23 protein-coding genes and 1 pseudogene are annotated in these 20,967 nt (G+C 64.3%); 14 read left to right on the top strand and 10 right to left on the bottom strand.

Annotation, left to right across the window (positions count from 1 at the left end; translation table 11 throughout):
• Positions 1-145 precede the first annotated feature (145 nt).
• On the top strand, positions 146-883 hold the full coding sequence (locus tag NKJ17_RS27850) for an SDR family NAD(P)-dependent oxidoreductase (RefSeq protein WP_352456666.1): 738 nt from the start codon (positions 146-148) through the stop codon (positions 881-883).
• 94 nt (positions 884-977) lie between these two features.
• Here NKJ17_RS27850 and NKJ17_RS27845 read toward each other — a convergent pair whose 3' ends face one another.
• The 5 genes from NKJ17_RS27845 to NKJ17_RS27825 all read right to left on the bottom strand — a co-directional run bounded on the left by NKJ17_RS27845 (position 978) and on the right by NKJ17_RS27825 (position 5,552).
• Positions 978-1,184 carry a hypothetical protein gene (locus NKJ17_RS27845; RefSeq protein ID WP_023677964.1) on the bottom strand — a complete coding sequence of 69 codons (207 nt, stop codon included), beginning with the start codon at positions 1,182-1,184 and terminating at the stop codon, positions 978-980.
• A 182-nt stretch (positions 1,185-1,366) separates the two neighbouring features.
• Complete coding sequence (locus NKJ17_RS27840; protein ID WP_352691021.1) at positions 1,367-1,843, bottom strand: hypothetical protein; 477 nt, start codon at positions 1,841-1,843, stop codon at positions 1,367-1,369.
• A gap of 210 nt (positions 1,844-2,053) precedes the next feature.
• Positions 2,054-2,662, bottom strand: a complete 609-nt coding sequence (locus tag NKJ17_RS27835; RefSeq protein WP_352646629.1) for a hypothetical protein — start codon at positions 2,660-2,662, stop codon at positions 2,054-2,056.
• Positions 2,663-2,871: 209 nt separating this feature from the next.
• Positions 2,872-4,152: a GNAT family N-acetyltransferase gene (locus tag NKJ17_RS27830; protein WP_352691019.1), complete on the bottom strand. Its 1,281-nt coding sequence runs from the start codon at positions 4,150-4,152 to the stop codon at positions 2,872-2,874.
• Positions 4,152-5,552 (bottom strand): lipopolysaccharide biosynthesis protein, encoded by a 1,401-nt coding sequence (locus NKJ17_RS27825; protein ID WP_352691049.1) that lies wholly within the window; start codon positions 5,550-5,552, stop codon positions 4,152-4,154. The genes NKJ17_RS27830 and NKJ17_RS27825 overlap by 1 nt, the downstream gene beginning before the upstream one ends.
• Positions 5,553-5,826: 274 nt before the next feature.
• Between NKJ17_RS27825 and NKJ17_RS27820 the strand changes: the two genes are divergently transcribed.
• Positions 5,827-6,012, top strand: a complete 186-nt coding sequence (locus NKJ17_RS27820; protein ID WP_031194557.1) for a hypothetical protein — start codon at positions 5,827-5,829, stop codon at positions 6,010-6,012.
• 340 nt (positions 6,013-6,352) lie between these two features.
• Here the strand turns inward: NKJ17_RS27820 and secA are convergent, their stop codons facing one another.
• Complete coding sequence (gene secA / locus NKJ17_RS27815; RefSeq protein ID WP_352691017.1) at positions 6,353-9,085, bottom strand: preprotein translocase subunit SecA; 2,733 nt, start codon at positions 9,083-9,085, stop codon at positions 6,353-6,355.
• A gap of 252 nt (positions 9,086-9,337) precedes the next feature.
• On the opposite strand from secA, the gene NKJ17_RS27810 reads away from it, so the two are divergent.
• Complete coding sequence (locus tag NKJ17_RS27810; protein ID WP_352691016.1) at positions 9,338-10,255, top strand: peptidylprolyl isomerase; 918 nt, start codon at positions 9,338-9,340, stop codon at positions 10,253-10,255.
• Positions 10,256-10,325: 70 nt separating this feature from the next.
• On the opposite strand, the gene NKJ17_RS27805 is transcribed toward NKJ17_RS27810, so the two are convergent.
• Complete coding sequence (locus tag NKJ17_RS27805) at positions 10,326-10,955, bottom strand: TetR/AcrR family transcriptional regulator (RefSeq protein WP_352691015.1); 630 nt, start codon at positions 10,953-10,955, stop codon at positions 10,326-10,328.
• Positions 10,956-11,064: 109 nt separating this feature from the next.
• On the opposite strand from NKJ17_RS27805, the gene NKJ17_RS27800 reads away from it, so the two are divergent.
• The gene (locus tag NKJ17_RS27800) at positions 11,065-11,301 is read left to right on the top strand and encodes a putative antibiotic biosynthesis monooxygenase (RefSeq protein WP_352691013.1); all 237 of its coding nucleotides are present in this window, start codon (positions 11,065-11,067) and stop codon (positions 11,299-11,301) included.
• A gap of 3 nt (positions 11,302-11,304) precedes the next feature.
• On the opposite strand, the gene NKJ17_RS27795 is transcribed toward NKJ17_RS27800, so the two are convergent.
• Entirely contained in the window at positions 11,305-12,531 is a 1,227-nt protein-coding gene (locus NKJ17_RS27795) for a caspase family protein (protein ID WP_352691011.1), read from the bottom strand.
• Positions 12,532-12,710: 179 nt separating this feature from the next.
• Here NKJ17_RS27795 and argJ point away from each other — a divergent pair, with 179 nt between their 5' ends.
• The 5 genes from argJ to NKJ17_RS27770 all read left to right on the top strand — a co-directional run bounded on the left by argJ (position 12,711) and on the right by NKJ17_RS27770 (position 15,889).
• Complete coding sequence (gene argJ, locus NKJ17_RS27790; protein ID WP_352691010.1) at positions 12,711-13,952, top strand: bifunctional glutamate N-acetyltransferase/amino-acid acetyltransferase ArgJ; 1,242 nt, start codon at positions 12,711-12,713, stop codon at positions 13,950-13,952.
• Positions 13,952-14,731 (top strand): GNAT family N-acetyltransferase, encoded by a 780-nt coding sequence (locus NKJ17_RS27785; RefSeq protein ID WP_352505140.1) that lies wholly within the window; start codon positions 13,952-13,954, stop codon positions 14,729-14,731. Before argJ ends, NKJ17_RS27785 begins: the two co-directional genes overlap by 1 nt.
• A complete protein-coding gene (locus tag NKJ17_RS27780) occupies positions 14,728-15,150 on the top strand; it encodes a (deoxy)nucleoside triphosphate pyrophosphohydrolase (RefSeq protein WP_352491816.1) in 423 nt (140 codons plus the stop codon). Before NKJ17_RS27785 ends, NKJ17_RS27780 begins: the two co-directional genes overlap by 4 nt.
• 127 nt (positions 15,151-15,277) lie before the next feature.
• Positions 15,278-15,583: a hypothetical protein gene (locus NKJ17_RS27775; RefSeq protein WP_023677980.1), complete on the top strand. Its 306-nt coding sequence runs from the start codon at positions 15,278-15,280 to the stop codon at positions 15,581-15,583.
• A 126-nt stretch (positions 15,584-15,709) separates the two neighbouring features.
• Positions 15,710-15,889, top strand: a complete 180-nt coding sequence (locus NKJ17_RS27770; protein ID WP_352691008.1) for a Flp family type IVb pilin — start codon at positions 15,710-15,712, stop codon at positions 15,887-15,889.
• Between the two features lie 48 nt (positions 15,890-15,937).
• Here NKJ17_RS27770 and NKJ17_RS27765 read toward each other — a convergent pair whose 3' ends face one another.
• Positions 15,938-16,810 (bottom strand): methyltransferase domain-containing protein, encoded by an 873-nt coding sequence (locus tag NKJ17_RS27765; protein WP_352505143.1) that lies wholly within the window; start codon positions 16,808-16,810, stop codon positions 15,938-15,940.
• A 54-nt stretch (positions 16,811-16,864) separates the two neighbouring features.
• On the opposite strand from NKJ17_RS27765, the gene NKJ17_RS27760 reads away from it, so the two are divergent.
• The 4 genes from NKJ17_RS27760 to NKJ17_RS27745 are packed head-to-tail and all read left to right on the top strand — an operon-like array spanning position 16,865 to position 19,271.
• Positions 16,865-17,665, top strand: coding sequence for a ComF family protein (locus NKJ17_RS27760; RefSeq protein ID WP_254816698.1), 801 nt, complete (start codon positions 16,865-16,867; stop codon positions 17,663-17,665).
• A gap of 37 nt (positions 17,666-17,702) precedes the next feature.
• Complete coding sequence (gene grxC / locus NKJ17_RS27755) at positions 17,703-17,972, top strand: glutaredoxin 3 (protein WP_254816699.1); 270 nt, start codon at positions 17,703-17,705, stop codon at positions 17,970-17,972.
• A gap of 10 nt (positions 17,973-17,982) precedes the next feature.
• Positions 17,983-18,849 carry a carbon-nitrogen hydrolase family protein gene (locus NKJ17_RS27750; RefSeq protein ID WP_352691006.1) on the top strand — a complete coding sequence of 289 codons (867 nt, stop codon included), beginning with the start codon at positions 17,983-17,985 and terminating at the stop codon, positions 18,847-18,849.
• Entirely contained in the window at positions 18,846-19,271 is a 426-nt protein-coding gene (locus NKJ17_RS27745; protein WP_352691004.1) for a DUF1178 family protein, read from the top strand. The genes NKJ17_RS27750 and NKJ17_RS27745 overlap by 4 nt, the downstream gene beginning before the upstream one ends.
• 107 nt (positions 19,272-19,378) lie before the next feature.
• On the opposite strand, the gene NKJ17_RS27740 is transcribed toward NKJ17_RS27745, so the two are convergent.
• Positions 19,379-20,179 (bottom strand): SDR family NAD(P)-dependent oxidoreductase, encoded by an 801-nt coding sequence (locus tag NKJ17_RS27740; protein ID WP_352691002.1) that lies wholly within the window; start codon positions 20,177-20,179, stop codon positions 19,379-19,381.
• Positions 20,180-20,359: 180 nt separating this feature from the next.
• Here NKJ17_RS27740 and NKJ17_RS27735 point away from each other — a divergent pair.
• Positions 20,360-20,967, top strand: a pseudogene (locus tag NKJ17_RS27735) (hypothetical protein); the annotation flags it as partial.

Here is a 20,967-nt window from a genome sequence, read left to right as displayed (position 1 = left end):
CAAGGGTTCGCCCGGCGATAGCGCCGGCTGCCCTGGAGCAATGCACGGGGGAGACGGCGTCCAAGCGTGGAACAGAAAACCATAGCCTACTTGCATGATGCAAGAACGAATGGCTTGCATTCATGCAAGAGGAGGAGAGATCGCCGTGCCGAAATCGATGGAAGTCACAAACAAAGCCGTTCTCGTGACCGGAGCCAACCGCGGCCTCGGCAAGGCGCTGGTCGAGGAAATATTGAGACGGGGTGCCAAGCGCGTCTATGCCGGCGCGCGCAAACCGCTCGCCCACGCGGATCGGCGCGTCACGCCGCTGATCCTGGACGTGACCGATGCGGTGCAGATTGGGGCGGCTGTCGAGCGGATCGGGTCTCTCGATATCCTCATCAACAACGCCGGCATCGGGCTCTACGACGATCTTGGCGATCGCGCCGCGCTTGAGCGACACCTCGCCGTCAACCTGCTCGGCGTGCATGGCGTAACCCACGCATTCCTGCCGCTGCTCACGCATTCGCGCGGCGCCGTGGTCAACATCCTGTCGGAAGCGGCTCTCGTTCCCTTCCCGATTATTCCGTCTTACTCACTGTCGAAGGCCGCCGCGTTTTCCATGACGCAATCGCTACGTGCTCTCGCCGGCGCTCGTGGCGTGAGCGTTCATGCAGTCCTGTCCGGTCCCATAGACACCGACATGAGCAGAGACGCCGATATACCGAAGAGCTCCGCGGAGAGCGTCGCGAAAGGTATCCTGGACGGCATGGCGCGAGGGGAGGAGGAAATTTTCCCTGATCCAAAATCGGCATCCATGGCCGAGAGCTGGCGCGGCAGCGCGTTCAAAGCGCTCGAACGCCAAATGGCGGCTTTCGTCCAAGCCATGCCCACCAAGCCATAGGCGACCGCCGCCATCGATAGGCTGCCAGCATTTGCAATTCAGCGTCCCACAGTGGAGCGGAACGTCATGCTGTTGAACGCAACTTCCCCGGTTTTCACCAGCGGATCACGATGACTTTGTCGGTCCCGTTGGCGAGTTCGACAGCTTCGGTGCCATCCGGTTTGCGGCTTTGGATTCTGGCGCTCTCGACAGCTTCAACGCCAACAACGTTGACTGCAAAGGCTTCATCGATTTCGGCGGCACAGACCAAGGTGTCCGGCGGCAGGTCCTTTACTTGGTCCAACAACTCGCGAAGCTTCATGGTCGAATCTCCTTGGCGATAGCAGGAATGAGCAGCACGCTTTCGCCGCACATTCGGAACCATGTCCCTTGAGAAAGGTTCCCGATGAGGTGGAGATGCCGCAGAATGGGACGAGCGCGGCGATCCGCCCGTCACAATGATGTGAACGCGCCGTGCGAAGCATCTGTCTCAAATCCCTGTCCCTAATGCTGCCGGCGCAATTCCTTGTTGATCATGCCGCCCATCGCTAGACCGATCGCCATCACCGCAAAAGTCGCCGCGATAGATCGCTTCGGCAGCACCGTCTCCCAACCTGGCGTCAACCGCTTCGGCACGAAGCCATAATCTGTTGCCGCGGCAATGGCCGCTGCCGCCAACGCATCGCGAAATATCAGAAGCGACGGACGCGGCGGCCTCGAGGCGAGCCATAGTTCGAAAAGGAATGCCCAGAAGATGGAGGAAGCGTGATGCGTGCCATAGCCGACGAGCGTGTGCGCCACATCACCGCGCCGCACGGACGCGGCCTGTTCGCCGTAGAGCCAGTGGCTGGTCGCATTCGTGGGCTGCAGGGCGCCTTTGCCTTCCCGCCTTGCAAGCAGGGCCAGCGCAGCTGTCGTGGCGAAGCTGACGATCGTACCCGAAACGGCTGCGGACAATCCTGTCTGGATCAGGCTTTTCACTTGGTCCTCCGTCGTTTCGCGGTCGGCTCCTTGGAACGCCTTTTGTCAACCCGCGGCAGGGTCGAGTCGTGATTGCCAAACGGCGAAACGAGTCCGAAGGTTCCGGGAACGGGCTTTTGGTTGGACGTTATCCCAGGAGCGTCCTCCGGGATAACGCCTTTGAGGTCCGGCTGCCTTTCCTGGTAGGCTCGGATCGTAGCCCGGCCGCTATTACATCGGCCCCGGCACCATCTTGGTCGGCTGCTCAGGCATCGGAAACGGATAGTTGTCGCATTTCACGTCCGGGTTCGTCGGGCTGAACATTCCGAGCGGGTTGTCCTTGAACAGCCAGGCGTGAAGGTCGTAGTGGTGGAACTCCTTCGGGATGAGCGGGTAATGCCCCTCCATCGGCCCCTGGAATGTCTGGCCGAAGAGCTTCGGCGGCTCCTTTGTGTCCGGCGTCAAGGGCACGAGCCATTCCGCGCCGACCAGGCGCAATTCGCCGCCGACCGGCTCATAGATCAGCACATTGGGGCGCGTCGGATCCGCGGTCGGGCCGACAGTCGTGACGTTGACGAAATGGATGCCCATCGCGCCCTTCGGGTAGTCCATCGCCCCCTCTACCTTTTCGCCGCTGTAGAAAACGCATCCTACCGTCGATAGATAAAGCTCGCGAATGGCAACCTTGTAGTCTTCATACCTGGACAGCGATTTACGCAGGGCATCGATCTCGGCTTTGTCGGGTTCGGCCGCCCGGGGAGCGGCGGCGTTCAGACACGCGCCAATGAGACCTGCCAAGGTGAGGATACCGACACGCCTGAGGTGAGTTGTTTTCATCATGCATTCCTCCCAGATTTTTTTCTTCTGGCCGTGCAGGACCGAGGCGGCAGTGATGCTGGACGCGCGGCCGTAATTGATCGCCTCATCCCGGTTGGGACTGCGTCGATGCTAATCCTTTCCGCTGATCGGGAGAATTAACCCTGACGACCTAGGCCCGAGAGAGCCGACGGTGCAGAGACGGACGGTCGGGCCCACTTTGGACCCCAAGTCTACCGCCGGCGCAGCAGGCTCCTCATCCGGTTGCGCAGCAGGCGCGCCATGTTGCGGGTCTCGCGATAGAGGTGAAGCTGCGACGCGGCCTGGCGGGCGGGGCGGTCGGCATCCGGCGTCAGCCCGATCACCAGCGTGCCCATCGGCCTGTGTTCGCTCCACAGCCGGCTCATCACCGGATGGTCGGGCACCGCGCAGGAATCGGTCATCATGATGTTGGGGTCGTCGAGATGCTGTCTGGTCACCTCGATCATCAGCAGCGTGCCCGGCGAATAGGCGGCGAGCGTCTCGTCATAGGCGGTCTTCCAGGTGTAGGCGACGCCGGCCTCGACGAAGACGATCAGGCAGGCGACGGTGCGGCCGTCGAGCGTCAGCGAATGGATGCGGCAGAGATCCTGCTCGGCCAGCCGGTGCACCGCTTCGCGGGCGAAGGCGGCGCGGTAGCGGTCGATGGCCATGGCGGTGCGCTCGCGGCCTTTCCAGCCGGCAGCCTCCAGCGTCAGGAAATTTTCGATGGCGTGGCGGATCTCGTCAGGCCCGCGCGCCACGACATGCTGCAGCCGGCCGAGGTCGGCGAGGCGGCGCTTCAGGCGGCGGAACTCGCGATAATGGTGGGCGCGCAGCGAAGCTTTCAGATATTCCTCGCCGTCGAGCGCGCTTTCGAGCACCGGGCGCTCGGCCTTGCCGGTGGTGACCAGCGTCAGGCCGCGCGTTTCGGCGACGCTGGCGAGCAGGCTCGCCACCGGGCCATCCAGCCTTATGTCGGGCAGCACGAAGACCTTCGGCAGCTTGAGATGCGGCCTGGACAGCATCGAAAAGAAATCCTCGATGACGCCGATCGGATCGTCGCGGTCGACCAACGGCGTGCCGATCGGGCCGAACGGGCTCGACCAGGTGCGCATGACGGGAACCCCGAGCGGCATCACCGGTCGCTCGACCGAGAACGGCACCAGCAGGCGCAGCCGGTTGCGATACTGGTCACCGTCGCGGATGACGGCCAGCCGCACCTCGCGGTCCTCGAGCCTGGGCATGGCCGGCGCCAGGAAGCGCGGATTGAAGAAGACGTTGGGCTCGATCGTGCGGGTACAGAGATAGTCGAGCTCCTCGACCAGGTCGAAGCCGGCGGAGGCCGGATAGATGGCAAGCTTGCGCTCGGGCCGGTTGTTGGCGAGGATCTCGACATGGGCGGGATCGGCTTCGCGGGCAAGCCCGGCAAGGCCGGACACCATGGCGCCGGCCGGGCCGCCGCTGGTTTCCTCGAGCAAGGGGACGGCAGCCATCAGGCGGCTCCTTTGGCGGGCACGAAAATGACCATGACGATGCCAAGCTTGCGCCAGACCGTGAAGGACAGCGCGCTGGCCTCGAAGATCATGGCGAAGACGGTGGCCATCGCCGCGCCCCACAGGCCGAAGAGCGGGATCAGCACGACGCTAAGCGCGATGTTGAAGGCCAGCGTCATGGCGTAGACGGCGGCGCAGATATTCTGGTTGCCGCTCATGGTGAGCAGGCTTTCGCAAGGGCCGACGGCGGCCCGCGCGACGACGCCGAGCACCAGCAGGAACAGCAGCGGATAGCCGGCGGAAAATTCCGGGCCGAACAGGGTCAGCATCGGCTCGCCCAGGGCCAGCACGAGCAGCGCCATCGCCAGCGACGGCCAGAAGGTCCACGACACGGTTTCGCGGGCGAAGGCGGCGAGCTTTTGCGGCTCGCCATGGGTGAACTGCGCATAGCGCTGGGCGACGCCGGCCTTGACCGCGAAATAGACGAAATGCACCAGCGCCAGCGTCTTGACGGTGGCGAAATAGACGGCGACGTCGTTGGGATCGAGATAGGCGCCGACCATCAGCACGTCGGCATTGGTGAGCAGGAAGAAGAAGCTCTCGACCAGGAAGATCGGCAGCGAGACGATGAACCATTGGCCGAAATGCAGCTTCATCGGCCCGGCCGGAATTCTTTTGTCGATGCGCGAGGTGACGCCGACGAGCTGACCGAGCGTGGTGGCGTAGGTGGCGGCGATGGCGGCGAAGATCGCCGTTCTGGCATCGGGCGCGTAGCCCGCCAGCAGCATCAGCGCCATGAACGCCAGGATCAGCAGCGGCCGCACCAGAAAGGTCGGCGACAGCGCAAACAGCGCCCAGGAATTGGCCCGCGCCAGCCCTTGCAGAAGGTCGGACATGGCGATCATCGGCAGGCAGATGATGCCGAGGATGAACGGCACGACATAGTAGTTTTCGATATAGGCCGACAGCAGCCAGACGCCGAGCGCGCCGAGGCCGGCGATCAGCGTCGAGGCAACCAGCACGAACAGCCGGCTGGCCCGCACGATGCCGCGCAGTTCGGCCATCATGCCGCGCTCGCGATATTCGGGAATGAAGCGGATGATCGAGGTGTGGAAGCCGAGGCAGGCGAGATTGCCGACGATGACCATCGTCACCCACACGAGCACGAAAATGCCGTATTCGAACGAGCCCATCCAGCGCGCCATCAAAACCTGGCTGACGAAGGCGATGACGGCGCTGACGATGCGGACCGAAAAGGCGATCAGCGACATGCGGCCGGCCTCGCCGCGCGCGCCGGCGCTGAACAGCACGGCATCGATCAGGCCAAGCAGCGGCCTGATGCGCAGCGCAAGGCGCTGCGGCAGGAACCGCCCGGCTGTCGTCGCCGCGGAAAAGCGCACCCCGATCACACTCCGTTTTCCGCCAATTTACAGGGGCTGGGTGTAGCGGAGACACATTAAGAAACGGTTGGGTGGGCTTTCCTTCGCCCGTCTCTATGCGGGGAGAAGGTGCCGGCAGGCGGATGAGGGGCGGCGCTGGCTGCTTCATATTCATCATTCGCGCAACCCTTCAACCTGCTCGGGAGTGTCTCAGTTTGAAATCCGCGGAAACGCCTATCCCGTTTGCCCCATATGCGAAACGCCTATATGCTGAGCGGAACGCACGGCAGCAACAATGGTCTACACTGTCATCTGGTATGGAAGGCAGGGCATCGTCGACAAGGTGATCTTCGACGACGAGAAGACCGCGAAAGATCATGCAACCTCCATGTTTCAAACCCGAAAGGGTGACGATGGAATCGTGTCCGTTGAAGTTCGTAAGGACAACGGCGCTGTCGTCTTTAGCCATGCCGAGAACTAGGAATGCCAACCGGACCTAAAGGCCAGAAGCGTCCTGCCGACGTGATCGGCAATGCCGTCCACGTCATGCGTATTGCTACAGGCGAGGAATCCGATGACGTGGTTGACGACGGTAAAGACCTGCCGCGAAAGCGCTGGGCGCGAAAGGCGGCCCGAAGCGGACCGAGAATATGACGCCAGAGCGTCGCCCTAAAATCGCCAAAAAGGCTGAGCGCCCCCTCTGGCCTGCCGGCCATCTCCCGCTCAGGTGCGGAGATTGGCTAATTGCCAACGCCTCCGCTGCCCCTCATCCGCCCTTTGGGCACCTTCTCCCCGCGAACGGGGCGAAGCAAAGCAGCGCCTTACGCAAACGCCCCGTGGCAATGCTTGTACTTCTTGCCTGACCCGCAGGGGCAGGCTTCGTTGCGGCCGATCTTGCCCCAGGTGGCCGGGTTCTTCGGGTCGCGGTTTTCGGGGGCGACGATGGCGTTGGTCTCCTGGCGGACCAGGACGGCCGTGTCGCCGCCTTCGAAATCGTCCTCGCCGGTCGAGCCGTCGATATGGCTGCCGAACATGTCGGGCGCCTCTGGCGGCGGCGCTTCCGCCGCCTGGCGGACCAGCTCGACGCGCATCAGCTGCGCCGTTACCGCCTGGCGCAGATTGCCCAGCATCGCCTGGAACAGCTCGAACGCCTCGCTCTTGTACTCCTGCAGCGGATCCCGCTGCGCATAGCCGCGGAAGCCGACGACCGAGCGCAGATGGTCGAGATTGACGATGTGCTCGCGCCACAGGTGGTCGAGCGTCTGCAGCACCACGGAGCGCTCGACATACGTCATCACGTCGGGGCCGAAGCGCTCGGCGCGCTCCTTGGCGGCGGCGTCGGCGGCCTGGCTGATGCGCTCGCGGATGTCGTCTTCGGCAATGCCTTCTTCCTTGACCCAGTCTTCTACCGGCAGGTCGAGGTTGAGGAATTCGGCGATCTCGGCCTTGAGCCCGGCGACGTTCCACTGCTCGGCATAGGCGTTTTCGGGAATGTTCTTGGCGACGATCTCCTCGATGACGCCTTCGCGCATCTCGGTGATGGTCTCGGATAGGCCTTCGCCGTCCATCAATTCGAGGCGCTGCTCGAACACCACCTTGCGTTGGTCGTTGGAGACGTCGTCATATTTCAACAGGTTCTTGCGGATGTCGAAGTTGCGCGCCTCGACCTTCTTTTGCGCCTTTTCCAGCGCCTTGTTGATCCATGGATGGATGATCGCCTCGTCTTCCTTGAGGCCGAGCTTCTGCAGCATGCCGTCCATGCGCTCGGAACCGAAGATGCGCATCAGATCGTCCTGCAGCGACAGGAAGAACTTTGACCGCCCGGGATCGCCCTGACGGCCTGAGCGCCCGCGCAACTGGTTGTCGATGCGGCGCGATTCATGGCGTTCGGTGGCAAGCACATAGAGGCCGCCGGCGGCGAGCGCCTTTTCCTTCAGCCGGGCGATGTCGTCGCGGATTTCTTTTTCCCGGGCCTCGCGCTCGGGGCCCGCTGGCATGTCGCCAAGCTCCTCGGCGATGCGCATGTCGGCATTGCCGCCGAGCTGGATGTCAGTGCCGCGGCCGGCCATGTTAGTGGCGATGGTGATGGCGCCGGGTTTGCCGGCCTGGGCGACGATCGCCGCCTCGCGCTCGTGGTGGCGGGCGTTCAGCACCTCGAAATCCTTGAAACCCTCCTTGCGCAGGCGCTCGGCCAGTTGCTCGGATTTCTCGATGGAAGTCGTGCCGACCAGCGTCGGCTGACCCTTGGCGCGGGCTTCCTTGATCTCCTTGACGATCGCCTTGTATTTCTCCTCGACCGTCCGGTAGACCTCGTCGTCTTCGTCGATGCGGATGACCGGCAGGTTGGTCGGGATCTCGGTGACGTCGAGATTGTAGATGTTGGCGAATTCTTCGGCCTCGGTCAGCGCCGTGCCGGTCATGCCGGCGAGCTTCTTGTAGAGGCGGAAATAGTTCTGGAAGGTGACCGAGGCGAGCGTCTGGTTCTCCGGCTGGATCGCCACATGCTCCTTGGCTTCGAGCGCCTGGTGCAGGCCCTCCGAATAGCGGCGGCCGGGCATCATGCGGCCGGTGAACTCGTCGATGATGACGATCTCGCCGTTGCGGACAATATAGTCCTTGTCCTTCTGGAACAGCCGGTGCGCCTTCAGCGCGTTGTTGACGTGGTGAACGATGGCGACGTTCTCGACGTCATAGAGCGACTCGCCCTTGAGCAGGCCAGCATCGCGCAGCATGTTCTCCAGCTTCTCGGTGCCTTCCTCGGTGAAGATCGAGGTCTTCTGCTTCTCGTCGATCTCGTAGTCCTGCGGTTGCAGCTGGACGATGAAGGTATCGATGGTGTTGTACATTTCCGAACGGTCCTCGAGCGGACCGGAAATGATCAGCGGCGTGCGGGCTTCGTCGACCAGGATCGAATCGACCTCGTCGACAATGGCGTAGCTATGGCCGCGCTGCACCATCTGGGCGCGCTCGTATTTCATGTTGTCGCGCAGATAGTCGAAGCCGAGCTCGTTGTTGGTGGCGTAGGTGACGTCGGCGGCGTAGGCGACCCGGCGCTCCTCGTCGGACAGGCCATGGACGATGACGCCGACCTTAAGGCCGAGGAATTTGTAGACGCGGCCCATCCATTCGGAGTCGCGCGTGGCCAGATAATCGTTGACGGTGACGACATGGACGCCATTGCCGGCGAGCGCGTTGAGATAGACCGGCAGCGTCGCCACCAGCGTCTTGCCTTCACCGGTCCGCATCTCGGCAATACCGCCATTGTGCAGCACCATGCCGCCGATCAGCTGCACGTCGAACGGGCGCATGCCGAGCACGCGGCGGGCGGCCTCGCGCACGGTAGCGAAGGCCGGCACCAGAAGGTCGTCGAGGCTGGCGCCGTTGGCGATGTCCTGGCGGAATTTGTCGGTGCGGGCCTGAAGCTCGGCGTCGGAGAGCGCCCGCATCTCGTTTTCCATGGCATTGATCGCCTCGACGCGGGGCCGGGTCGATTTGACCCGACGATCGTTGGAGGAGCCGAAAACCTTACGGGCGAGACCGCCGAGACTGACCATCCAATGGCCCTTTCGATAGCATTCCAAGTCGTTGCGACAGGCGCCGGCTGGCCCCATCAAATCCACGTGAACGCGGACAAACGCAAAAAGCGCCCGGAAAACGGTTCTGGACGCAAAGTCGTTGGACAGATAAGAGGGGGCTCATTCGATGTCAACGCCGCGCTCGCCCTGTCGACCGCGCCAAATTCCGCCACAATCCTGCTGGTCTGGAAGCCATTCCGCTCTAGCTACCCCGCTTTGGAGATAATCGTAATGTCCTTGTTGTTCCGCCGTGCGTCGCTCGCCAGCCTTGGTCTGGCATTCGGGCTGTCGGCCCTCTCGCTGTCGCCGCTGATGGCACAGGAAGCCGCCCCTGCCCAGCCGGCAGCACCCGCCCCGGCGGCCAAGCCGGTCGATCCGAACGCCGTGGTCGCCACCGTCAACGGCCAGACGCTGACCGAGGCAGACCTTGGGCTTGCCGAGGGCGAGCTGTCGCAGCAGTTCGCGCAGCTTCCGCCCGAGCAGCGCCGCGCGGCGGCACTGTCGGCGGCGATTGAAATCCGCGTCATGGCGGCTCAGGCGGTGACCACCGGCCTCGACAAGGATCCCGACTTCCAGCGCCGCATGGCCTTCCTGCAGCAGCGCGCGCTGCATGGCGAAATGGTCGAGAAGGGCGTCATCGACAAGGTTACCGATGCCGAGGTCCGCGCCCGCTACGACCAGGAAATCGCCAACACGCCGCCCACCAACGAGGTGCACGCCCGTCACATCCTCGTGAAGACGAAGGAAGAGGCCGACGCCATCATCAAGCAGCTCGACGGCGGCGCCGACTTCCAGAAACTCGCCAACGAGCACACCAGCGATCCGAGCGGCAAGACCAGCGGCGGCGATCTCGGCTGGTTCGGACCTGGCCAGATGGTGCCGGAGTTCGACAAGGCGGCGTTTGCGCTGGCGGTCGGCAAATACACCGAGCAGCCGGTGCAGTCGCAGTTCGGCTGGCATGTCATCAAGGTTGAGGACAAGCGCACCAAGCAGCCGCCGGCGTTCGACCAGGTCAAGGACCAGGCGCGCCAGGCGGTCATCCGCGACAAGTATTTCGCGCTGGTCAAGTCGCTGCGCGCCAACGCCAAGGTCGACATCCCCGATGCGAACCTGAAGAAGACGGTCGACGCGCTGGAAAGCGCCAAATAGGCCAGATTGGGCTACGACAGGGCGCGCTGCCGCCCTGTCGCTTCTATTTGGTAGGGCGAGCGATGATGCGTTAACGCCGCCGCCGGACCGCCGTGGCGTTGCCGGCATCCTCAGCGACGATGCCTTTCAAGACATAGCCGACCGCCCTGCGCAAGATCGCCTCGTCCTCGTCCAGGCGGTCTGTCAGAAGGTGCGCCCAGGCAAACGAGGCGATCAGGTCGGCGACGACAGTGGCATCGACATCGGCTGTCACCTCTCCCCTTGCCTTGGCGCGTTCGACCATCTGGCCGGTGTGGATGCGACGGCCTCTTGCGTATTCGGCGAGGGCGGCGGCGGCTTTTTCGTCCGACTGCGCCTCGGCAATCAGCGATCTGAACACGCTACCCGACGACGTCTCGCGCCAATGCGCGAACAAGCTCTTCAGGAAGCCGACGAGATCCTCCGCAAGGTTCCCGGTGTCGGGATTGTCGACGCGCTTTTGCCGCTGGTAAACGTCGAGCAGCAAGGCGGCCTTGCTTGGCCACCAGCGATAGATCGTCGGTTTTCCGGCGCGTGCGCGGCGCGCCACCGCCTCGATCGAGAAGCCGGAATAGCCGGCTTCGACCAGTACCGCCTCGGCGGCATCGAGAATGGCATCGGCGCTTTCCGGGCTGCGCCGTGCGCCAGCCGACTTGCGCCCGGGATCGGTGATTTCGCCCATCTTTTCTTCCTTACCCGCGGTTTCAGCAGCCATCATATACAACTCTTGACGAAACGGAACGATCCGTTTTATATGTAACGGAACGTTCCGTAACGATAAGGAGAGTTTGATGAACTCGACCGCCGTGACCCGCTTTTCGCGCCTGCGCTTCGCCCTGCTTGTGCTGCTCGGCGTGTATCCGCTGATCACTGCCATTCTGTATGTGGTTTTTCCGCTGATGCAGGAATGGCAAATCTGGCAGCGTACGCTGGTCATCGCGCCGCTGATGGTCTCGATCATGATCTGGGGACTGATTCCGGGCGTGCAGCGGGCGTTTCGCGGGTTCATCAACCCAGCGGTCCGCTGATGTTCATTCCAGCGCTTGCGACGTTTCCGACGCAACGCGCCACGCGCCATCGGCCAGCACGAGTTCCAGCGTCACCCGCGCCTTGCCGGTCAGGCGCTGCGCCGATTTGTCTTTCGGCACATAGTCGTAGCGCATGGCGAAAACCACGTCGGCACGGTCCTTGCCGTGCGGCGTCACCTCAAGGCTGCCGGGCTCGAGAGCGAACGACCATGACGCCCATTGCGCGAACCAGTCGGTCTTGACCTTGACGATCGCCTCGCTGTCGTAGCGCGTGCCGTAGATGGTGGCCGACGCACCGTAAAGCCGCTTGACGGTTTCGCGCATCCTCTTGGCATCCAGCGCCAGATAGTCCTGGCGCAGAAACTGCTCGATGGCGCCCTTGTCGCCGACGGAGCGTTCGAGCGCAGCCACCTGCGACGCGGGAGCCGGGCTGACAGCCGGTTTCGGTTGCCGGGCAGTGTCTGCGCCCGGAACGAATTCGAAACGCTCGAGCAGCGACCCCTGCTCCCAGGGACGCTGCGCCTCGCGCGTTGCCGAAACGACGTCGCGGCGCACCGCGATCATCATGTCGTTGATGCTTTGTCCGGGCTCGGCCATATGCCGCAAAAGAGCCGCCGCAAAGGGCGAGTTGCGCCCCGTCCCGTCCATTGCGACGGCGCCGGGCGCAGTCGAGAAGGCGATGAATGAGCCGCGTGTCGACTCGAACTGGGCGAGGCCGGCGAGAGCCGTCGCCGAGCGCGTGATGGTGCTGCGGCTGAGGCTTCGGGCAAACGGGTTGTTGCGGCAGGCATCGAGGAAGACCAGGCTGACCTTGGTCTGCTGCTCCATGATGTCGAGAACCTCGTCGATCGGCACCGCCTCGAGCTGCAGCTTGACCGGCATGTCCAGCCGGGCGTCGACCGGCACGATGAAGTTGCGCCCGTCGACCTGCAGGCCGTGGCCGGCATAGTAGAACAGTCCGGCACCGGCACCTTGCAGCGCATCGGAGAATTCGCCGATCTTGCGTTCGAGCTCGCGCTTGCCGAGATCGTTGCCTTCGATCACCTCGAAACCGATGGCGCGCAGCTTGTCGGCGATGTCGAGCGCATCGTTGACGGGATTGGCCAGCGTGCCGGCTTCGGCGTAGCTGCCGTTGCCGACCACAAGCGCGACGCGCCGCGCCGTCTGCGCATCGGCGCGCAGCAGCAGAAAGCCCAGAAACGCCAGTGCCAAGACCACAAGCCTGCCCATGGGGCAGGATCATAGCGCTATCGGTCGCAGCGACGCCAACAAATTTGCAACAGCCTGCTTGCTGCATGAGGCGGTGTCAGGCTTCCGGCACCCGTAACGGCTGTGAAACGCCTTGCGCCAGCGCGTGCTATCGGGCAAACCGGCGTTCCTTTCGCGATTTTTCCCGCCCGGGGTCTTCCATGTCCACACAGGTTTCGCCGCTCGCGCCGAAGAAATATCCCAAGATGCCGGTGATCGAGGGCGCGCGCATCGCCACCGCCGAGGCCGGCATAAAATACAAGAACCGCACCGACTTGCTGGCCATGGTGTTCGACGCCGGCACCACCGTCGCCGGCGTGTTCACCAGGTCGAAATGCCCTTCGGCGCCGGTCGATTTCTGCCGGCAGAACCTCGTGGCTGGCAAGGCACGCGTGCTGGTGGTCAATTCCGGCAATGCCAATGCCTTTACCGGCCAGAAGGGCCGCGCCTCGACGGCACTCACGGGCGAGGTGGCGGCGAAAGCGGCCGACTGCACAGCGGGCGAGGTGTTCCTGGCCTCGACCGGCGTGATCGGCGAGCCGCTCGACGCCGGCAAGTTCAGCCATCTGCTGGCCGGGCTGGTCAAGGACGGCAAGCCGGAATTGTGGACCGAAGCCGCCAAGGCGATCATGACCACCGACACCTATCCCAAACTGGCGACCGCGACGGTCAAGCTCGGCGATGCCGACGTCACCATCAACGGTATCGCCAAGGGTGCCGGCATGATCGCGCCCGACATGGCGACGATGCTTTCCTTCATCGCCACCGATGCGCCGATCGCAGCACCGGTGCTGCAGGACCTCCTGTCGCGCGGCACGGCCAAGACCTTCAACGCGGTTACCGTCGACAGCGACACCTCGACCAGCGACACGCTGCTGATGTTCGCCACGGGTGCTGCCGCCAGGCGCGGCTCGCCGGCAATTTCCGACCCCAAGGATGCGCGCCTCGGCGCGTTCCGCCGTGCCCTCGGCAAGGTGCTGAAATCGCTGGCACTACAGGTGGTGCGCGACGGCGAGGGCGCCCGCAAGCAGGTCGAGGTCACCGTCACCGGAGCCAAATCGGCCCGCTCGGCCAAGCGCATCGCGCTGTCGATCGCCAATTCGCCGCTGGTCAAGACGGCAGTCGCCGGCGAGGACGCCAATTGGGGCCGCGTCGTCATGGCTGTCGGCAAGGCCGGCGAACCGGCCGACCGCGACCTTCTGTCGATCTGGTTCGGCGATAACCGCCTGGCCTATCAGGGCGAGCGCGACGCCGCCTATTCCGAGGAGGCGACTTCGGCGTATATGAAGCGCGACGAGATCCGCATCCGCGCCGACATCGGCATCGGCCGCGGCAAGGCGACGGTGTGGACCTGCGATCTCACCAAGGAATATGTCGCCATAAACGGCGATTATCGGAGCTGATGGCGTTGGCTTCCAGACATCCGGCAAGCGTGTTGGCGATCGTGCGCCGCTATGAGGCGGCCGGCTTTCGCGCCTGGCCGGCGGCCGCCGTCCATTATGACGGCACCTGGGTGGTGCGGCTGACGGCCGGCCACCCGGCCAAGCGGCTGAACTCGGTCAATCCGCTCGATCCGGGCGACATCCAGCACATTGCTGAGCGCATCGGTCGCGCCAGCCGCCGCTTCGACGCCTATGGCAGGCCGCTGACCTTTCGCATCTCGCCGCTGTCGGGCCCGGATCTTTCAAAGTACCTCGACAGCGAGGGCTGGAGCATATTCGCCGAATCGCTGGTCATGCGGCTGCCGCTGGCGGACGCCACGCTCGACGACGCCATGGACCAGATTCCGTTGAAGGACATCAGCCGTTTCATCGGTGCCGCACTCAAGGTGAGCGGCTCGGATGTGTCGCTGCGGCCGGGCCTGTCGGAGATCATCGGCGCCATCCAGCCGGAGGCCGGACTGTTTGCGCTGGAGGCCGGCAGCGAGCCGCTGGCAACGTTGATCTGCGTACATGACGGCGATCTTGCCGGCCTGTTTGAGATTGCCACCGACAGATCGGTGCGCAACCAGGGCCATGGCCGCCATCTCATCCGGTCGGCGCTGAAATGGGCGCGGCTGCGCGGGGCGCGGGAAGCCTGGCTGCAGGTCGAGGCGGACAACGCGCCGGCGCTGGCGCTCTACCGTTCGCTCGGATTCGACGAAGTCTATCGCTATCACTATCGCCGGCCACAAGGCGCATGAGCGGCTTGGATACGGTCGGCAAACGCCTGCTCCTGGTCGCGGCCTGCGCGCTGGTCGATGCCGACGGGCGCGTGCTGTTGGCGCAGCGGCCCGAAGGCAAGCAACTCGCCGGCCTGTGGGAGTTTCCAGGCGGCAAGGTCGAGCCCGGTGAGACGCCGGAACAATGCCTGATCCGCGAATTGTACGAGGAGATCGGCATCGAGACCGACATCCCTTGTCTGGCGCCGCTCACCTTCGCCAGCCATTCCTACGATGATTTTCACCTGCTGATGCCGCTGTTCGTCTGCCGTCGATTCCGCGGCATTGCCCAGCCGAAGGAAGGCCAAGTGCTGAAATGGGTGCGGCCGCGCCAGATGCGCGATTTTCCAATGCCGCCGGCCGATGCCCCGCTGATCCAGTTCCTCATCGATCTGCTGTAACGGCCGACCTGCCGTAAATCGGGCAGCGCCGCAACGCGCTGGCAGCAGCGTTAATGAAAGATTTATCTGACCGTGAAAAATTGACGCTAGGCGGTTACGCCGATTCCACCGCTGGGGAGCGATTTGCATGAGCCTTGAAAAGGACTGGGACTCGCCTTGGCCCGACCGCCTTCCTGGCGCCGCCAATGCCGGCATGGGAATATTGCGCATCGCCCTCTTGTTCGGCTCGGCCGCGGTGGCTCTGGCCTTGATCGCGACGCCCTACCTCGACAGCCGGACCCGCTCGCAGTTTGCCCGCGACGGGCTTGATACGATGAGCACCGGCTCGATCGGCCAGCGCGATAGCTATACGCTACGCAAGAGCGTGCTGCAGCCGCTGCCCAGTTCGGTCTGCGTTATACGGGCCGATGGCAGAAGCAGCGGCGACTGCTGACTCCTCAACAGATCTCTAGGATTCGGCTGTTTCCTAGAATGCAGCTGGTTCACCGCGCGTTAAGCCTGTCGCATTAACCTTTCTTAACGGGTCGGCGCTAGGTTCGGGCAAGAGGGATGGGCGCCCATGAAAATCTTGCTGCAACGATTTCTAGAAGACGAGAGGGGTGCGACGGCTATCGAATATGGTTTGATCGTCGCCGTGCTGTCGCTTGCCATTGTCGCTGGTATTGGCCAGGCTGCCGATGCGATTCAGTGGCTGTTCAGCGACAACAGCAGCAGGCTTGCCAACGCTTTTGCGCAGTGACCCGCTTAGCTTTGATGGGATACGCTTAGCTTTTGCGCAAGGATACGCTCAGGGGCCGCCGGGGTTTTCCAGGATTGTCTTCAGCGATATTTTTGCGGAGCCCGGCTTCAGCGGCTTTTGCTGAGAGGCATCGGGCGCCCAGCCTGACATCCAGACCACCGAGAAACTCGCCCTGACGCGGCCATCGGCATCCGAAAACCGCTCCGCATAGATTTCGGCGGCGCGCGCGAACAGCGCTCGCGTGCCCGGCCGCCTGCTGCGGTCGACAAGCGCGCTGGTCTCGCCCATGGCGCGCAGGTCGGCGACCAGGCCAAATAGCGAATCGTAGCGCACCGTGATCGTCTCGACGTCGGCCACCGGCAGTGCCAGGCCGGCGCGCTGCAGCAGCGCGCCGGCGTCGCGGACGTCGGTGAACGGGATCACACGCGGGCTAGCGCCGCCATAGAGCTCGGTCTCGGCGGCAAGCAGGCTTTCGCGCAGTTCGGAGAGCGTGCCTGTGCCGGCGAAGGCGCCGAGGAAAAGCCCGTCCGGCTTCAGCGCCCGGCGGATCTGCACGAGCATGCCGGGAATGTCGTTCATCGCCTGCAGCGACAGCAGCGAGACTGCGAGGTCGAGGCTTTCCGGTTCGAATGGCACGGTTTCCAACGGCGCTACCACTCCTGGCTGGCCGGCCAGGAAAGCGGCGTCGGCCTCGACGCGCACGTTTTCCGTCACCTTGCCGCTTTCAGCGAGCACCTCTGCTGCTGCCGGCGTCTGGCAAAACAATGAGGCCGTCTTGCCGAACCTGCGTTCGACGGCGTCGAGCCGGTCGGCAAGATCCTCGGCCGCCCGCCGCATGAGGAAATCCGCGCCGACGATGGGACGGGCCAGTGCCCGGCGCTTGCGCGCCAGCCAGAGCGAGGTGTCGATTACAGGCTGCAATGGGCAGGTCCTTGTGCTTCGCTCTCTGATATAGTGATGCGAAGGACCAACCACGTGGCCGATCCCATGCCAGAGATCAAGCGTATTGCGATCAAGAGCATTGCCCGCAAGGCATTGGGCTGGCCAGCGCGCCTCTTGTTCCCGCCGGTCTGCGCCGGCTGCCGCCGCCATGTCTCGCAGCCCGGCGTGTTGTGCGGCGCCTGCTGGCCGAAACTCAGGCTGCTGGAACGGCCGTGGTGCCCGGTGATGGGCACGCCGTTCACCCACAGTATGGGTGAGGGTTTCCTGTCGGCGGAGGCGATAGCCGACCCGCCGCCGTTCGAACGCGCGCGAGCGGCGGTTGCCTATTCCGGCGTTGCCCGCCAGATGGTGCAAGGGCTGAAATACCAGGACCGCACCGATCTGGCGCCGTGGATGGCGCGCTGGATGCTTCGCGCCGGTGCCGAGCTCATCGCCGAGGCCGACGTGGTCGTGCCGGTGCCGCTGCACTGGCGGCGTTTCTTCCGACGGCAGTTCAACCAGTCCGCGGAACTGGCGCGGGCGGTGGCGCAGCTCGGGGAGCGGCCTTTCGCGCCATCAGCCATCAAGCGCGTCAAACTCACGCGCCAGCAAGTCGGGCTGGAGCGGCGGGAACGCGAGGAAAATGTTCGCGCCGCATTCAAAGTGCCTGATGAGGCGGAGATCGAAATCGCCGGCCGCCGGGTGCTGCTGATCGACGATGTCTACACCACCGGCGCCACCGTCCGCGCGGTTGCCAGGGCATTGACGAAGGGCGGTGCCGGCGCGGTCGACGTACTGACCTTCGCGCGCGTGCTGCCGGGGGACTTTCGGGCCGACGAATCGGCGCCTATATAGCCTATATGACAGCAGAACGAGGCAGGATTGCTGACCGATGGTCGATGTGACGATCTACACGCGGATGATGTGCGGCTATTGCACCGCGGCCAAACGGCTGCTCGACAGGAAGGGCGTCGCCTATACCGAGCACGACGCCTCCTTCTCGCCGGAACTGCGCCAGGAAATGATTTCCCGGGCCCATGGCCGTTCCACCTTTCCGCAGATATTCATCGGCGACACGCATGTCGGCGGCTCTGACGATCTCCACGAATTGGAGGCGGAAGGACGGCTGGACGGATTGCTCGCCAACGGCTCGACCAGGTAAGGACATGACGATGGGTGCTTTCAAGGCCGCGGCGATCCAGATGCGTTCGGGAACCAGTCCGGAGCGCAATGCGGTCGATCTGGAACGGCTGGTCCGCGAGGCGGCAGGTCTTGGCGCGTCCTATGTCCAGACGCCGGAAATGACCGGCGCGCTGATCCGCGACAGCCAAGCGCGGGCCGCTTCCTTCACCTCCGAAGACAAGGACATCGTCGTCTCGACGTCGCGGAGGCTGGCCAAGGAGCTCGGCATCTTCCTGCATATCGGCTCGACCGCCATTCTGCGCGCCGACGGCAAGCTTGCCAACCGCGCCCTTCTGTTCGGGCCGGACGGTGCCACGATTGCCACCTACGACAAGATCCACATGTTCGATGTCGATCTCGACAATGGCGAGAGCTGGCGCGAATCCGCCGCCTATGAGCCTGGCACCGAGCCCGTCGTCGCCGAAATCAATGGCGTGAAGCTCGGCTTTGCCGTCTGCTACGATCTACGCTTTCCGCAGCTGTTCCGTGCCGAGGCGCTGGCCGGCGCCAATCTGCTTTCGGTGCCCGCCGCCTTCACCCGCCAGACCGGCGAAGCGCATTGGCATGTGCTGCTCAGGGCGCGCGCCATCGAGAACGGCGCCTATGTGGTTGCCGCGGCGCAAGGCGGCGTGCACGAGGACGGCCGCGAAACCTATGGCCATTCGCTGATCGTCGATCCCTGGGGCCGCATCGTCGCCGAGGCGGCGCATGACGAGCCGGCGGTGATTGTCGCCGAGATCGACCCGGTGCAGTCAGTCGCCGCGCGCAAGAAGATACCGAATCTCAAAAACGCACGCGATTTTGCCGTAAACGCCGGTTCGGCGGAGGCAATGCCGCTCAGGGGTGCCGCCTCTTGATCCGCTTTTCCCTGATCTGCGAACACGAGCACGAATTCGAGGCCTGGTTCCGCAGCAACGACGATTTCGACACACAGAAGAGGCGCGGTTTCATCGATTGCCCGGCCTGCGGCTCGCACAAGGTCGAGAAGGCGCTGATGGCGCCTGCCGTCTCGACCGGGCGCGGCCAGGAGAAGATCGCGCTGGCCATGGGCGAGGCACAAAAGCAGGCGCTGGCGCAGCTCAAGGCGCTTGCCGAGAAGGTGCGCGAGAACGCCGATTATGTTGGCGACAAATTTGCCGAGGAAGCGCGCAAGATCCATTTTGGCGAGAGCGATCCGCGCGGCATTTATGGCGAGGCGACGCTGGAGGAGGCCAAGAGCCTCGCCGAGGATGGCGTCGAATTCTTGCCTATTCCAAGTTTCCCCGACGACCGCAACTGATCGGTCAACTTGCTCCGGACATCAGGAGGCATCTCTGCGCGCCGTGAGGGGTCGGGGCGGCGCCGAGGGGCGGCGATGCCGCGACCCCTGCATAAGCGTCCGCAGTTTCAGGCCGAGCAGCAAGGATGGGGCTCGCGGGCAATCGTTTCGCTGCTTCTTTCATGCCCACTGCCTGACGGGCTTGCTTCACTTGACGGACTTGCTTCCGCATAGGCTGCAAACTGGCGCTCAAGCGCCTTGACCGCACTGCTGCGCCAGCCCTCCGCCACGGATTCCGACATGGGATCGGGGAAGATCTCTTCCTCGCCATTCTCCACGCCGTCCAGGATCGCCCGCGCGACAGACTCCGGAGAAGCCTTCGCGATGTCCAGGCCCCGTGTCATGTCCGTGTCCACCGGGCCGGGAAGGACCCTGTGGACGCTGACACCCCGTCCGGCCAGGAGCGTGCGCAACGACTGCGACAGCGAGAACGAGGCCGCCTTGGAGATCGAGTAAGCCGGACTGAACGGCACGGCGGCAATCGAGGCCAGCGACAGAATGTTGACGATGGCTCCCCGCGACCGGGCCAGCAACGGCAGCAGAGCCTGGGTAACGTCGTACGAGCCGAAGAGGTTTACGGCGAGCTGTTGTTCGAGCACACGACGGTCGCTGAGGTCATCGAAGGGCGATACGCCGGCGTTGTTGATGAGGATATCGAGAGCATCGATCTTCTCGACGGCCTCCCGGATCTGCGCAACGTCGGTCACATCCATGGTCAGGGACGTCACACGCCGGTCCGGGTGGGCCATGGATTGGCGAGTTGCGGCATAGACGCGCTTTACGCCTCTGCTCAGGGCTTCCTCGACCAGTGCCCGACCGATGCCCCGATTGGCGCCAGTCACCAGGATGGCTGTACCTTCGATCTTCACTGCGTCTCTCCTAGTGCTTATCGTTGCGTTCGAGCCCAGTGCACAATCTAGCCGCGACTCAAGGTTGGCGCGCCGCAACTCAGGTTGGCTACAGTCGCCGTTGTCGATACGACTGGTTGGTGAGATGGACTTAGCGCCGGATGTCGAAGCCATGGGAGTGACAAGTGTGACGGGATTCCGATGGACTCGCTGATCACGGCCGCGGCGCATGCGCTTGCGGCGGGCGATCCGCTCGGCGCCTTGAAGCGGGTTGCGCTGCGCGACGATGCGCCGGCACTGGCGTTGCGCGGTATCGCAATGGCGCAGCTTGGCGACCTGGTTCGGGCGAAGGTTCTTCTAAAAAGGGCGGCACACGCATTCAGCCCGAGGGAGGCCGTGGCCCGCGCGAGGTGTATAGTCGCCGAGGCCGAGATCGCGCTCGTCTCGCGGGACCTCGCCTGGCCGGCCAAGACACTCGACGCCGCGCGGGCGACGCTTGAAAGGCATGGCGACCGCGTCAATGCCGCACATGCGCGCAACCTCGAAGTCCGGCGCTTGCTGCTGATCGGCCATCTCGACGAAGCCGAGCGCAGGCTGGACGGCTTCGATCCCTCGCCGCTGCCGCCGGCATCGCGGGCCGCCCACGAGCTGGCTGTCGCCGGCATCGCCATCCGCCGCTTGCGGACCGGTCCTGGGGCGCGCCCCCCCGGCCCGGGCGGGGCGGGGGGCCGCGCCGGGCGGCGCCCCCCCCCGGGCGGGGGGGGGGGGGGGGCGGGGCGGGTGGGGGGGGGGGGGGGGGGGGGGGGGGG

The organism is Mesorhizobium sp. M0208, assembly GCF_040322015.1.
GTDB lineage: Bacteria > Pseudomonadota > Alphaproteobacteria > Rhizobiales > Rhizobiaceae > Mesorhizobium.
The sequence above is the reverse complement of the archived record's forward strand: the minus strand, read 5'-3'. Positions and strand labels throughout refer to the sequence as shown.

What these genes read in the sequence shown, in the direction of transcription:
- grxC (WP_254816699.1), top strand. Translation starts at nt 17,703, where the DNA reads ATGGTCGATGTGACGATCTACACGCGGATGATGTGCGGCTATTGCACC.
- NKJ17_RS27830 (WP_352691019.1), bottom strand. Translation starts at nt 4,152, where the DNA reads ATGGCTGCCGTCCCCTTGCTCGAGGAAACCAGCGGCGGCCCGGCCGGC.
- NKJ17_RS27780 (WP_352491816.1), top strand. Translation starts at nt 14,728, where the DNA reads ATGAGCGGCTTGGATACGGTCGGCAAACGCCTGCTCCTGGTCGCGGCC.
- NKJ17_RS27820 (WP_031194557.1), top strand. Translation starts at nt 5,827, where the DNA reads ATGGTCTACACTGTCATCTGGTATGGAAGGCAGGGCATCGTCGACAAG.
- NKJ17_RS27775 (WP_023677980.1), top strand. Translation starts at nt 15,278, where the DNA reads ATGAGCCTTGAAAAGGACTGGGACTCGCCTTGGCCCGACCGCCTTCCT.
- NKJ17_RS27750 (WP_352691006.1), top strand. Translation starts at nt 17,983, where the DNA reads ATGGGTGCTTTCAAGGCCGCGGCGATCCAGATGCGTTCGGGAACCAGT.
- NKJ17_RS27805 (WP_352691015.1), bottom strand. Translation starts at nt 10,955, where the DNA reads ATGGGCGAAATCACCGATCCCGGGCGCAAGTCGGCTGGCGCACGGCGC.
- NKJ17_RS27795 (WP_352691011.1), bottom strand. Translation starts at nt 12,531, where the DNA reads ATGGGCAGGCTTGTGGTCTTGGCACTGGCGTTTCTGGGCTTTCTGCTG.
- NKJ17_RS27770 (WP_352691008.1), top strand. Translation starts at nt 15,710, where the DNA reads ATGAAAATCTTGCTGCAACGATTTCTAGAAGACGAGAGGGGTGCGACG.
- NKJ17_RS27785 (WP_352505140.1), top strand. Translation starts at nt 13,952, where the DNA reads ATGGCGTTGGCTTCCAGACATCCGGCAAGCGTGTTGGCGATCGTGCGC.
- NKJ17_RS27845 (WP_023677964.1), bottom strand. Translation starts at nt 1,184, where the DNA reads ATGAAGCTTCGCGAGTTGTTGGACCAAGTAAAGGACCTGCCGCCGGAC.
- argJ (WP_352691010.1), top strand. Translation starts at nt 12,711, where the DNA reads ATGTCCACACAGGTTTCGCCGCTCGCGCCGAAGAAATATCCCAAGATG.
- NKJ17_RS27810 (WP_352691016.1), top strand. Translation starts at nt 9,338, where the DNA reads ATGTCCTTGTTGTTCCGCCGTGCGTCGCTCGCCAGCCTTGGTCTGGCA.
- NKJ17_RS27835 (WP_352646629.1), bottom strand. Translation starts at nt 2,662, where the DNA reads ATGATGAAAACAACTCACCTCAGGCGTGTCGGTATCCTCACCTTGGCA.
- secA (WP_352691017.1), bottom strand. Translation starts at nt 9,085, where the DNA reads ATGGTCAGTCTCGGCGGTCTCGCCCGTAAGGTTTTCGGCTCCTCCAAC.
- NKJ17_RS27800 (WP_352691013.1), top strand. Translation starts at nt 11,065, where the DNA reads ATGAACTCGACCGCCGTGACCCGCTTTTCGCGCCTGCGCTTCGCCCTG.